The organism is Oceanobacillus polygoni (assembly GCF_008304605.1).
Taxonomy (GTDB): domain Bacteria; phylum Bacillota; class Bacilli; order Bacillales; family Amphibacillaceae; genus Oceanobacillus; species Oceanobacillus polygoni.
On the sequence record NZ_PIJY01000010.1, the window covers coordinates 30,427 to 42,442 of the forward strand.

Genomic DNA, 12,016 nt, shown 5'->3' on the forward strand with positions numbered 1-12,016 from the left:
TCAAGCATGCTTTATCCTCTTAATAAAAAACTCGCCCAAGATCGTACTATAGGTTGTGTTATCTGTTATGTAAAAGCTCGCTCCGGTTTTAAGCCGGTTACGAGCTCATATTCAATTTGAAGCTTAGACCTTTAGGAATTTACGTACACTCATGACACTTCCCCATATGCCAATAATTGCACCGATGCCAAGTATCATTAATGATAACTGCCACGCAAATGGGTTAAATGGCAACATTTCTACGAAGCTAAATGTAATCTGGTCATTAAAGTTTGTGTATAAGTAATAGTAGCCACCTAAGATTACTGCCATTGGAACAATGGAGCCTAATACTCCAAGCAGTAGCCCTTCAATAAAGAATGGCCAGCGGATAAATCCATTGGTTGCTCCTACAAGTTTCTGAATGCTAATTTCTGTACTTCGTGCCATAATTGTAATTTTTATCGTGTTCGAAATTAGGAAAATTGCCGTAAATACAAGAGCGATAACTAAAGCAAGTCCTATTGTTCTTGCATACTTGTTAAACTCAAATAATTGTTCAACGACATCTTTACCGTAGTTTACTTGGTCAACATAATTGAACTCAGCAATTTCAGAAGCTATACGCTCTGTATCTTCAGGAACGAGCGCTCTTACGATATAAACATGGTTTAAAGGGTTGTCTTGTTCAAATAAATGCCAAGCTTCGCCTTCTTCACCCATACTTACAATTAACTTTTGAAGTTCATCATCATTTGAAGAAAACGATACGGAATCGATACCTTCAATTTGTTCGATTTTGTCACCTAATTCAATAATGTCATCTTCTGTTGCTGTCAGATCAATCATCGTGTTGATTTGTACATCATCTTCAATACTCTTTGCCATCTCATTTAAGTTAAGAACCAATGCCAGGAAAACTGCCACTAAGATTAATGTTGTTGTAACGGCACCTACAGATGCAATTGTCATCCAGCCATTACGAAAAATATTTTTAAATCCTTCACGTACATGTCGTAAAAAAGTTCTAAATCTCATAGCCATATTCCCCTCTTTGCTCATCTCTAACTATAATACCGCCTTCGATAGCAATAACTCGTTTTTTAATTGTGTTTACAATTTCCTTGCTGTGAGTGGCCATGATAATAGTTGTTCCTCTTGCATTAATTTCTTCAAATGTTTTCATAATTCCCCATGATGTATCTGGATCCAAGTTTCCAGTTGGCTCATCGGCAATTACAATTTTAGGATGATTGACGATAGCACGTGCTATGGAAACACGTTGTTGTTCTCCACCGGATAATTCACTCGGTAAAGAACGTGCTTTATTCTTTAAGCCAACTACTTCCAACACTTCCATTACTTGCTTGCGAATGCTTTTCGGTGATTCCTCAATCACTTCAAGCGCAAACGCAACATTTTCATAAACTGACATTTTCGGTAATAGTTTAAAATCTTGGAATACGACACCAATGTCCCGTCGTAAATAGGGTACTTTTCGTTCTTTAATTTCACTTAAATCTGTATCACCAATAATAATTGAACCTTTCGTTGGTTTCTCTTCACGGTACATTAATTTAATAAATGTCGATTTCCCCGCTCCGCTGGGACCAACAATATATACAAATTCACCTTGCTCTATATCAACGTTGACACCATTTAATGCTGTGACACCATTGCCATAAGTCTTATATATATCTTTCATTAATATCATCTAAATATCACCTTTTTGTTTAGTTGTTGTTCCAAAAGTCCGGTAAAAATGACACATCGAATTTCTTGGTTGGCGATAAAGGAACTTCTACTAAAGAACGCCCACGTACTGTGAGCACCGTAAAAGTAAACTCAACACATCCTGTGCAAGCCCATTCCTCACGTATTGATTACATACCTCTACGGGGAGCTACGCCATCTCAAACTTCTTGGCCCTTTTTATCCTCCTTTTTAAACATGTACTTAATAGTTGTTGTTCCTGGTTGTTAAATCTACTAATCAAATATACGTATCTACTAACGCTTCCGAACATACCTCTTAGATTTCCTACTTATTATAACATCTTTCTACAGCATTTTTAGACATAAAATTATTACAATTATATTTCAATGCGTAAAAAATGTAATGATTTTCTAAAGAAAAACAAAAAGAGCCCTGACAGGTGTATACCTGCATCGGGCTCCTTCCGTTTAAAAATAAATGTTATTGTTTTTCAGATAGCCAGCTTGTCAAAGCATCCAGATCCTCACCAGCTACATTAATTGCTGGCATGCTACCTTTACCATTTGTAACAATGTCTTCAATTTCCGCTTGTGAATATTTAGATCCAACTTCCGCTAAGTCTGGACCTGCGCCACCAGATAGGTCGGCACCATGACATGCAGCACAATTTGCTTTGTACACTTCTTCACCTGCAGCACTTTCTACTGCACCACCATTGGAATCATCCGTACCCGTATCATCTGATGCATTGTCGTCACCAGCTCCACAGGCACCTAGTGCAAGTACTGCTCCAAACAAAACTGCTACTAACCATTTTTTCATTTTAAAAATCCCCTTTACACTTATATAAAAATCACATCCCTATTATAACCCTTTTCGTTTAGATTAAAACCGCTGTTACAACCGTTTACATCGTTAACATCACTAATAACATTGCTAAATCAATGACTTTAGCGGTTTATGGCAAATTTATGAAACAATAGCAATATATTCTGTTCAACATCAAAATGGGTATCATTCTTATTGAATGATACCCATTTTGATGTATTAGTTTATTTGTGATCTTAAATAAGCATCAATGAAAATTCCAAGATCTCCATCCATAACTGCTTGTGTGTTTCCTGTTTCCATACTTGTACGGTGGTCTTTTACCATAGAATACGGATGAAAGACGTAAGAGCGAATTTGACTTCCCCAGCCAATCTCTTTCTGTTCTCCACGAATATCGTCTAGCTCTTGTTGTTGACGTTCAATTTCTAATTGGTAAAGCTTTGATTTTAACATTTTCATTGCTGCTTCACGGTTTTTAATTTGGGAGCGCTCATTTTGACATGTAACAATGGTATTTGTCGGAAGGTGTGTTATACGAACCGCTGAATCAGTTGTATTAACATGCTGCCCTCCAGCTCCACTTGCACGATACGTATCAACCTTAATATCTTCTGATCGGATTTCAATATCTACATCATCTGTCATTTCCGGTGTCACATCACAGGAAACGAATGAAGTATGACGGCGACCAGAAGAATCAAATGGAGAGATACGTACAAGGCGGTGGACACCCTTTTCTGCTTTCAAGTAGCCATAAGCATTATGACCTTTTATCAGAAGGGTTACACTTTTCACACCAGCTTCATCACCGGGCTGATAATCCAATGTCTCAACCTTAAAGTCTTTATCCTCAGCAAAACGTTGATACATTCGCAATAACATACTAGCCCAATCCTGTGACTCTGTTCCACCAGCACCGGGATGTAGCTCAAGAATTGCGTTATTTGCATCGTAGGGTTCACTTAATAGCATTTGCAGCTCAAACTCATTCACATCCGAAATGAATCCTGCTAATTCTTCCTGCAAATCGTCAAATAACTCTTGATCGTTCTCTTCTTTTACAAGCTCATAGGAAACCTCCATGTTTTCCCATCGCTCTTCCATTTCTTCAAAGCTATTCACATAACTCTTGAGACCATTTGCTTCGTTAATCGTCTTTTGTGCACTATCTTGATCATTCCAGAAATTAGGATCAGCCATTCGCATCTCCAGTTCTGCAATCCGAGCTTTCTTAGCCTCTAAGTCAAAGAGACCCCCTAAAGTCTTCAATTCGTGAAGCTATTTTGTCTAACTCGTGCTTAATTTCTACTAATTCCATATTTCCACCTCTTATTCAAATTTCATGTAAAACACTCCCGTATATGGGAGTGTTTTTATTGTAGATAGTAGCAATCTATTTAATTATTTCCGTGACAATTTTTATATTTTTTGCCACTTCCGCACGGACACGGATCATTTCGACCAACAGTTTGTTTTTTCACATATGGTTTACGAACTTTCTTCTTTTCATCCTGCCCACCAGCTACTGCTTGTGTGTTTTTAACTACTTCTTGACGTTGTAGATTCTCACGAATTTGAGCTTTCATAATATACTTAGAAACCTCATCTTCAATACTGGAAACCATTGCTTCAAACATTGCAAAACCTTCCATTTGATATTCTCGCAGTGGATCGTTTTGTCCATATGCACGTAAATGAATACCTTGACGCAACTGATCCATCTGGTCAATATGGTCCATCCATTTCGAATCTACCGCTCGAAGTACAATAACCTTCTCAAATTCACGGAATTGCTCAGGCGTAAGTTCCTCTTCTTTCTGATCATAACGCTTGCGCACCTTTTCCATGATTAATTCAGAGATTTCTTCTGCCTCTTTCCCTTTCAACTCTCCTTCAGAAAGGTCTTCAGCATCCAGTAGGTTCCCATGCACATACTCTACAATTGCTTTTAAGTCCCAATTCTCTTCGTCATCGTCCTGTGTATGTGTGCCAACAACTCGATCAATGGAGGATTGCAGCATGTTCTCAATAATTTCTCTGATATTAGCATCTGCATCAATCACTTCAAATCGTTGTTTATAGATAATTTCACGTTGTTCACGAAGTACATCGTCATAAGATAAGACTGTTTTACGCGCATCAAAGTTATTTCCTTCTACTCGTTTTTGCGCAGATTCAACAGCTTTGGATACCATTTTACTTTCGATTGGTTGCGTATCATCCATACCGAGTCTTTCCATCATGGCTCTTAAGTTATCCGAACCGAAACGACGCATCAACTCGTCTTCCATCGATAAATAAAATTGAGTTACACCCGGATCTCCTTGACGTCCAGAACGACCACGAAGCTGATTATCAATTCGACGTGATTCATGACGCTCCGTACCAACAACCGCAAGCCCTCCTAATTCCTTTACACCCTCACCAAGTTTAATATCTGTTCCACGACCAGCCATGTTCGTCGCAATAGTAACAGAACCCTTTTGTCCAGCGGTCTCAATAATCTCCGCTTCCCGATAATGGTTTTTCGCATTTAATACTTCGTGTCTTACGCCAGCCTTTTTCAATAGCTTGGATATAAGCTCCGACGTTTCCACTGCAACTGTACCAACTAGTACCGGCTGTCCAGCTGCATGTCTTTCCTTTATATTCTCAATAACCGCACGGAATTTACCTTCCATCGATTTATAAATTAAGTCTGCACGGTCATCACGAGCAATTTCCTTATTCGTAGGAATCGCAATAACATCCATATTGTAAATATTTCTAAACTCTTCTTCTTCCGTTTTTGCCGTACCTGTCATCCCTGACAACTTATTGTACATCCGGAAAAAGTTCTGGAATGTGATGGAAGCAAGTGTCATACTTTCGTTTTGAATTTGGAGTCCTTCTTTTGCTTCAATTGCCTGATGAAGACCATCACTATAACGACGACCTTTCATCTTACGTCCTGTAAATTGATCAATAATAACGACTTCTCCATCTTCTACCATATAATCATCATCTCGATGCATGGAAGCATGAGCTTTCAATGCTTGGTTGATATGATGGGTTAAAGAAACATTATTCAAATCAAATAAATTTTCGATGGAGAAATATTTTTCTGCTTTATTAATTCCCTCTTCTGTCAATTGAACACCTTTCGTTTTTTCATCATACGTATAGTCCGTTTCTTTCGAAAGGGTTGCTACAAATCCATCTGCTTGCTGATAAAGTGCAGCTGATTTCTTAGCAGATCCTGAAATTATTAAAGGTGTTCTCGCTTCATCAATTAAAATGGAGTCAACCTCATCAATAATGGCAAAATTTAAAGGGCGCTGCACCATTTGATTTTTATATAAAACCATATTATCTCGGAGATAGTCAAAACCAAATTCATTATTCGTTCCATACGTTATATCACTTGCATAGGCTTCTCTTTTTTCTTCTTTTGATAAACCATTCCCATTTAGGCCAACAGTTAATCCAAGAAAATCATACAGTTTTCCCATTTCAGTTGCATCACGGTCCGCCAAATATTCATTGACTGTAATGATGTGTACACCTTTTTCAGATAACGCATTTAAGTATGCTGGCATCGTGGAAGCGAGCGTTTTCCCCTCACCTGTTTTCATTTCTGCAATATTACCTTCATGCAAGGCAACTGCACCTACGAGCTGCGATGTGAAAGGTCGCATACCGAGCACACGTTTAGAAGCCTCACGAACAACAGCATATGCTTCAACAAGTACATCATCAAGTGTTTCCCCATTTGCAATACGTTCTTTAAATGCTTTCGTTTTATGTTGTAAATCTGTATCAGAGAGTTTCTCTATCTCTGCTTCCATTGCTTCTATCTGATCTACTTTTTTTTGTATTCGATTCAATTGCTTTTGGTTACCATCACCAAAAATTTTCGTTAAAAATCCAGCCATATGTTAAACGCTCCTCAAAGAAATCAATACTATAATCCACTACTTATCATAACACTTTCCGATAATGGATGACAACTGACTAGGTGATATATAGCCCTTTTTCAAAAAAAAGAAAGTAGACTGAGGATAGTCTACTTTCTTTAAGGAAGGAAGTAAATCGGGGAGAGTGTAACCCAGGATTTCTTACTTATTTCTCTTGTCCTGAGAAAAACTCTGTAACTTTTCGGTTAGTAGCTGCAAGAATCTCGAGCAGCTGCGTAATCGTAGCCTCATGTTGTTGTACCTGTGTCACCAAAGCATGAAACCTTCGTTCATCCTCTTCATTCACACAAATACCTCCTAGTTCGTTTGGTTTATTTATATCACAAACATAGGTCTAAAGACTAATTTCCGTTTTTAAATTTTAGAGTTGGATTCGACAAGAATCGATATCAAAAGTGGACTTTTTGCACAATAATAAAACATGTTATTCTATTTTTCAGCAAATATTAGAACTAAAATCCAATAATAGTATTTCGTTCTACATTTTTCGACATTATCCAACGAAGAGTACCCAAGCGCCTAAACTCCAGGAAATTAAGATCCTTCTGTTTCACAAATAAAGACGACCTCATTTATGAAGTCGCCTTTTTGTTAAGTTTTTAATTAAAATACATTCGGTTCAATCAGTCCATATTTACCATCTCTACGACGGTATACGACGTTTGTATCTCCGGATTGATCATTTGTAAAAACAAAGAACTCATGACCAAGCATATCCATTTGTAGAATTGCCTCTTCTGAATCCATTGGTTTTAAATTAAATCGTTTCGTTCTTACAATTTCTATTTCATCGTCTTCATCTTCTACGGAATTTGCGCTCTTTTCCATTGCAGCAAACGCATATTTTGGTGCACCGTTTTGCCTAGTTTTTCGATTGATTTTAGTTTTATATTTACGAATCTGTCTTTCTAGTTTATCTACTACAAGATCCACAGCTGCATATAAATCAATGTGCTGTACCTCACCACGTAATAATAGATTTGTCATCGGAATTGTAACTTCTATTCGTTGTTCATCATTATAGACACTTAAATTCACATGTACATCGGACGTTGGAGCAACATCAAAGTATCTTTCTAACTTGCTGATCTTTTTTTCTACGTATTCTTTAATTGCTCCAGTCACCTCGAGATTTTCACCACGAATGTTAAATTTCATAAAAGTGTCCTCCTTTATTCTTTATAGTTTTATTATACTACGTTACCACTAACTTTTCCTGCTTAAACCTTCCGAAAAATTTGATGTTTTTTGTAAAATCATCTGTAAACCGTGTCATACCAGGGGTTAGGCACTTTACATTTAGTTAATATAATTTACAAAAATATATTAATTAAATGTAACTTATTTCTATTGGTTAAGTTTGAGCAACTCCTACCGTCTAGATTCGCTCTGAACGGGTGTGTACCTTAAACTGGCCTCAGCTCCTCGGAAAATAAAAAAACGACGTGTACTTTGTACACGCCATCACCCATTATTTTTTGCTATCCATAAACATTCCATCCATTGTTTGGATATTTTTATAAGGATTCGTATAGGACTGGTTTGACTTTTTCTGCATTTTAACCTGCTTCATTTCCTTTTTTAAATCCGAAAATAGCGTCTGCATTTTCGATTGAATTTCTTCATTAAATTGCATTAGCTCTTTGCCAAGTTGCTTTTCTGCTTCTGTATAGGGTGGATTTAATGCTTTCATAGCAATTCCGCGTTGTGTAATCAATGCTGTCAATTGATCAATGATCGACTCCCTCGTTTTACCTGTAATTTCCTGATTTAAAAGCTGTTTCATTTGCAACGTTAGCTCATAAACTGGCTCCACTCTGTTCATTATACTGGTTCGCCTTTGGCAAATTGCTGCTGACGGTTTTTCAGAATCACTTGCTTCCATGTATCACGGAACTCCGTTACCAATCCCAATACCTCTTCAAGCTTTGTCACATCATTTTTAATGTTTGCCTCTTTCAACTGAAATTGTATAAATTCATACAATGGCATGATCTGCTTTGAGATTTCTATTTTTGGATCTAAGGTGATCATTAGTTCCTGAATAATATTTTGCGCCTTTTGGATATTTTTATTTTTTGCTTCATATTTGTTATCCTTCATATCTTTCATTGCCTGTTTGATGAATTTCATGCATCCATTGTAAAGCATTAACGTTAACTCTCCACCAGATGCTGTATTTACAGAGTTATTTTGATATGCTTGATAAGCTTTATTCGCTCCCATTTGCCCTTCATTCCTTTCTTACCTGAGCTACATCATTCCTCCGCCAAAAGCATTCATCAGCATGGCGGATTGATTATTCATCCTGGAAATCGCTTGCTCCATCGCACTAAATTGTCTCCAGTATCGGTCTTCAATACTTTTAAGCTTGTCTTCAAATGCACCAATTCGGTTATCCAAATCTTTCATTCGTTTACCTATTGTGTAATTTTCTAATGTATCCGTTCCTTTTCCAGCACTTTGGTTAATACGTTTCATCGTACTTTCAACAGCATCCTCTAAACGATTAACAAGTCCACGGCTTGCACCCTCTTCGCTATTTGAAAACAACTTCTGAACACCAGCAGGATCTTCCTGTAGAGCTGCTCGTAAATCCTCTTCATCGACAATAAGTTTACCACCATCTAAATAATCTTTAGATGTACTAATACCGATTTGGGTTAATGTTGTAAATTGACCACCTGTTTCTACAGAGGAATACCAGCCCTGCCTCATCGAGAAAAGACCGTTCGTAATCACACCTTCGCCTTTTAAAAGACCGCTTTTCGCTTTTTCTTCCCAAAGCTCGATTTCCTTTTCAGACATTTCTTCTCGTTGTGCATCTGTAAGCGGAGGGAAGTCTCGATAACGCGTTTCCTGTTGTGAGCCGTTAAATAGTTCTACAACCTCGTTATACTTATCAACAAATGCCATAATATTGTCAAAAGCAGCATCAACATCATTGTTGATTGTTAAATTAGCATTTTTCCCATCCGTAGTATCGTTAAATTGGAAGCTGATGCCATTTAGTGTGTAATTGTTATCTTTTGAAATGACCTCGTAAGCATCATTATAGGTGAATTTAGCATTGTCGCCACCCTGCTCATTTCCTTGATTCATCTTAAGTAAACCAGTAAAGAAAGAGTCAGAGCCATCTTCAATAGAAATTCCCTCCCCTTCAATAACTACCTTCCCAAAAACAATTTCGCTACCACCAGCAATATCTTCATTTTCATTATAATTACCCGTTCTTGTCGTTTCTAAAATAACCTTTTTCGCATTATTGTCATACGTCATCCGTACATTATTATCTGGGTCATCATTGATTCGCTTCATGACATCCTTTAATGAGTCAGTTTCACTAATATCATACGAATGAACCTGGGCTTCCCCATCTTTATCAAATGTTGTAAATACAATAGGTCCACTTTGGCTTCCTAATGGAGCATCTACATCGAAATCATTACCAAGCTCCTCACCAACATTAATCGCCGCAGAAGCCAACTCTTTAACATTAATCTTATACGTCCCATTCGATGCACCCGCTGTAGCTGTTGCTGTTACAGCCCCTTCCATCGTAGAAACTATACTTTTAGAGTTATAGGTTTTGCTCAGTTTCATATCGAGCATCATATTATCTAATTCTAGTAGCTTTTTATTTAAATCACGAAATGCATCACGTTGCCATTCGAGCTTCGTTTTATCCTGTCCCATTTTATCCAGAGGAATCCGCTCAGCATCCATTAATTGCTTAATGATTGTTTCCGTATCAATTCCACTGGCTAAACCACCTATTCTCATGCTTAACCTCTCCCTTAAATCTTCCTATCAATAAAAATCCCATGAAGTCTGCCATTTCCGCATACATGTCTAGCATTTTTTTCGGCGGGATTTCTTTAATTACTTCATTTGACGTCGAGTCGACCACTGTAACATAATATTTGTCCAATTTATCATGCAGCTCGAATTTAAGATTTCTTCTAACTGGTTCCATAAATTCATTTAGTTTATCAACGACCATTTCAACTTCATTTTTATTTACAACTGTTCCACTACGCTGTTGTTCCAGCTTTCGATTCATGTCTGCCCCTGTTCCCATACTCCCTGTAACTGAAGTTAACGTGTTGTAATCGTTATTTAGCAGAGTTTGAGGTGCTGACATTACTTTATCTAACGTCATTTCGATGCACTCCTAAACCTTTTTCTTTTATATCGGTTATAGTGTTGATTTTCTAAAGCTTCACATAAAAAAATCCCAATTAATCTTTCGTATCTTTTAACATCTCTAATAGATCCATTGATACATTAGCAGCTTCATTATTCTGCTGTTTGATATCTATATAAATTTCTTTACGATAAATATCAACGGATTTCGGTGCAGCTATACCAAGTTTAATTTGATCGCCTTCAATTCCCAGTATCTTAATCTCAATATCTTCACCAATTTGAATTGCTTCATTTTTTTTTCTTGTTAAAACTAACATTTCTTTACCCCTCTCTCTCAACGGACTGAGGTGTAATTGGTGCTTGCGAAGAGTATGCATCTGTATTTAAAATATATTGTTTTCCTTGCCTATGATTTGTATTGATTATAATCGGCGCTTTTAGGTTTAGTGTACTTGTTTGAAATGGCTGCTTCAGTGTTACGATAGACAAAACGGCAACTTCTTTTTCATCCTTAATTTGCAAGCTTTCGATTAAGTTATCATCTAATTGCAGCGAATAGTCTGGGTATATTTGATATGGGTTCGCAACAATAAATGCAATGGACGGTGTTCTAACAGCCTGTAGAATTTGAAAAATTGGTGTATCCGGCAAGTCCATTAATACAAAAGCAGTCTCGTCAGGAAATCCTGGAATTCCAGTTGAAAAATGGATGATTTTACGTTCGTCAATCGCTACCTCACCCAAATATTTTGTTTGTATATTCATTTTGTGAAACGTCCTTCCTATACATATAAATTGGTAAAACTGATTTCTAAGTACTGCCTTTGCTTCAAACTTGTAGTAACATTGCCAGGTTCATAGCTAAATTCCGGACTTTGAGGGGTTGCATGTATAATTGGTTTCTTTGGTTGAACGTCAATATGTACCTCCGCTGGCTGATAACTTGTTTTGACTGAAAAATGAGAAGGTATGAATTTAATTCCAAGTGACTTCATTGGATCTGCGCTATTTTGCATCGCTTGATGAATTATAGCATCTCCTCCATTTTCAATCTTCATTAATTCATCACCTTGTCTAGCACGTCTGGCAATACCTTGCATCAGTGAATTTTTTCCTTCTCTTGCAAAAAGTTCATTTCGCTTTGTAATATGCATTAAATTCAAGTCTGCCCATGCTTCTGATTGGTCAATACGAAGTTTTCCAGGGGTAGTCCGTATTGTTAACTCTGCTTCTGGTTGTTGGATGGTTAGTTCTGCTTGTGGCTGAGCCATTCTTATTTGCGCATCCGTTTTTTGAATTTCGATTTGTGCTCGTTGTGATTGCATCCGAATTTGTGGAATTTGCATCCAAAGCGCACTCCCTTCTAACAGGAACCGTATTTATAG

14 protein-coding genes are annotated in these 12,016 nt (G+C 37.3%); all 14 read right to left on the reverse strand.

Going from position 1 to position 12,016, the window contains the following annotated elements:
- Positions 1-123 precede the first annotated feature (123 nt).
- The 14 genes from ftsX to F1560_RS03980 all read right to left on the reverse strand — a co-directional run bounded on the left by ftsX (position 124) and on the right by F1560_RS03980 (position 11,977).
- Positions 124-1,017, reverse strand: coding sequence for a permease-like cell division protein FtsX (gene ftsX / locus F1560_RS03920; RefSeq protein ID WP_149473339.1), 894 nt, complete (start codon positions 1,015-1,017; stop codon positions 124-126).
- Positions 1,007-1,693, reverse strand: a complete 687-nt coding sequence (gene ftsE / locus F1560_RS03925) for a cell division ATP-binding protein FtsE (protein ID WP_149473340.1) — start codon at positions 1,691-1,693, stop codon at positions 1,007-1,009. Before ftsE ends, ftsX begins: the two co-directional genes overlap by 11 nt.
- A 482-nt stretch (positions 1,694-2,175) precedes the next feature.
- Entirely contained in the window at positions 2,176-2,517 is a 342-nt protein-coding gene (gene cccB, locus F1560_RS03930) for a cytochrome c551 (protein ID WP_149473341.1), read from the reverse strand.
- Positions 2,518-2,742: 225 nt separating this feature from the next.
- A protein-coding gene (prfB, locus tag F1560_RS03935; protein WP_149473342.1) for a peptide chain release factor 2 occupies positions 2,743-3,844 on the reverse strand; the annotation gives its coding sequence in 2 pieces (ribosomal slippage) (positions 2,743-3,771 and positions 3,773-3,844; 1,101 coding nt in all).
- 79 nt (positions 3,845-3,923) lie between these two features.
- Positions 3,924-6,440, reverse strand: a complete 2,517-nt coding sequence (gene secA, locus F1560_RS03940; RefSeq protein WP_149473343.1) for a preprotein translocase subunit SecA — start codon at positions 6,438-6,440, stop codon at positions 3,924-3,926.
- A gap of 187 nt (positions 6,441-6,627) precedes the next feature.
- On the reverse strand, positions 6,628-6,768 hold the full coding sequence (locus F1560_RS22020; protein ID WP_187773618.1) for a hypothetical protein: 141 nt from the start codon (positions 6,766-6,768) through the stop codon (positions 6,628-6,630).
- Between the two features lie 317 nt (positions 6,769-7,085).
- Complete coding sequence (hpf, locus tag F1560_RS03945; RefSeq protein ID WP_149473344.1) at positions 7,086-7,640, reverse strand: ribosome hibernation-promoting factor, HPF/YfiA family; 555 nt, start codon at positions 7,638-7,640, stop codon at positions 7,086-7,088.
- A gap of 313 nt (positions 7,641-7,953) precedes the next feature.
- A complete protein-coding gene (fliT, locus tag F1560_RS03950; protein WP_149473345.1) occupies positions 7,954-8,307 on the reverse strand; it encodes a flagellar protein FliT in 354 nt (117 codons plus the stop codon).
- Positions 8,307-8,708 (reverse strand): flagellar export chaperone FliS, encoded by a 402-nt coding sequence (gene fliS, locus F1560_RS03955; RefSeq protein WP_149473346.1) that lies wholly within the window; start codon positions 8,706-8,708, stop codon positions 8,307-8,309. The genes fliT and fliS overlap by 1 nt, the downstream gene beginning before the upstream one ends.
- A 27-nt stretch (positions 8,709-8,735) precedes the next feature.
- The gene (locus F1560_RS03960; protein ID WP_149473347.1) at positions 8,736-10,265 is read right to left on the reverse strand and encodes a flagellar hook-associated protein 2; all 1,530 of its coding nucleotides are present in this window, start codon (positions 10,263-10,265) and stop codon (positions 8,736-8,738) included.
- Complete coding sequence (gene flaG / locus F1560_RS03965; RefSeq protein ID WP_149473348.1) at positions 10,234-10,644, reverse strand: flagellar protein FlaG; 411 nt, start codon at positions 10,642-10,644, stop codon at positions 10,234-10,236. The genes F1560_RS03960 and flaG overlap by 32 nt, the downstream gene beginning before the upstream one ends.
- A 79-nt stretch (positions 10,645-10,723) precedes the next feature.
- On the reverse strand, positions 10,724-10,948 hold the full coding sequence (gene csrA / locus F1560_RS03970; RefSeq protein ID WP_149473349.1) for a carbon storage regulator CsrA: 225 nt from the start codon (positions 10,946-10,948) through the stop codon (positions 10,724-10,726).
- A 4-nt stretch (positions 10,949-10,952) separates the two neighbouring features.
- A complete protein-coding gene (fliW, locus tag F1560_RS03975) occupies positions 10,953-11,396 on the reverse strand; it encodes a flagellar assembly protein FliW (RefSeq protein ID WP_149473350.1) in 444 nt (147 codons plus the stop codon).
- 17 nt (positions 11,397-11,413) lie between these two features.
- Entirely contained in the window at positions 11,414-11,977 is a 564-nt protein-coding gene (locus F1560_RS03980; protein WP_149473351.1) for a DUF6470 family protein, read from the reverse strand.
- Between the last annotated feature and the right edge of the window lie 39 nt (positions 11,978-12,016).

Bases quoted from the DNA above. Each gene is read 5' to 3' on its own strand.
- ftsX (WP_149473339.1), bottom strand. From the start codon at position 1,017: ATGAGATTTAGAACTTTTTTACGACATGTACGTGAAGGATTTAAAAAT.
- ftsE (WP_149473340.1), bottom strand. From the start codon at position 1,693: ATGATATTAATGAAAGATATATATAAGACTTATGGCAATGGTGTCACA.
- cccB (WP_149473341.1), bottom strand. From the start codon at position 2,517: ATGAAAAAATGGTTAGTAGCAGTTTTGTTTGGAGCAGTACTTGCACTA.
- secA (WP_149473343.1), bottom strand. From the start codon at position 6,440: ATGGCTGGATTTTTAACGAAAATTTTTGGTGATGGTAACCAAAAGCAA.
- hpf (WP_149473344.1), bottom strand. From the start codon at position 7,640: ATGAAATTTAACATTCGTGGTGAAAATCTCGAGGTGACTGGAGCAATT.
- fliT (WP_149473345.1), bottom strand. From the start codon at position 8,307: ATGAACAGAGTGGAGCCAGTTTATGAGCTAACGTTGCAAATGAAACAG.
- fliS (WP_149473346.1), bottom strand. From the start codon at position 8,708: ATGGGAGCGAATAAAGCTTATCAAGCATATCAAAATAACTCTGTAAAT.
- F1560_RS03960 (WP_149473347.1), bottom strand. From the start codon at position 10,265: ATGAGAATAGGTGGTTTAGCCAGTGGAATTGATACGGAAACAATCATT.
- flaG (WP_149473348.1), bottom strand. From the start codon at position 10,644: ATGACGTTAGATAAAGTAATGTCAGCACCTCAAACTCTGCTAAATAAC.
- csrA (WP_149473349.1), bottom strand. From the start codon at position 10,948: ATGTTAGTTTTAACAAGAAAAAAAAATGAAGCAATTCAAATTGGTGAA.
- fliW (WP_149473350.1), bottom strand. From the start codon at position 11,396: ATGAATATACAAACAAAATATTTGGGTGAGGTAGCGATTGACGAACGT.
- F1560_RS03980 (WP_149473351.1), bottom strand. From the start codon at position 11,977: ATGCAAATTCCACAAATTCGGATGCAATCACAACGAGCACAAATCGAA.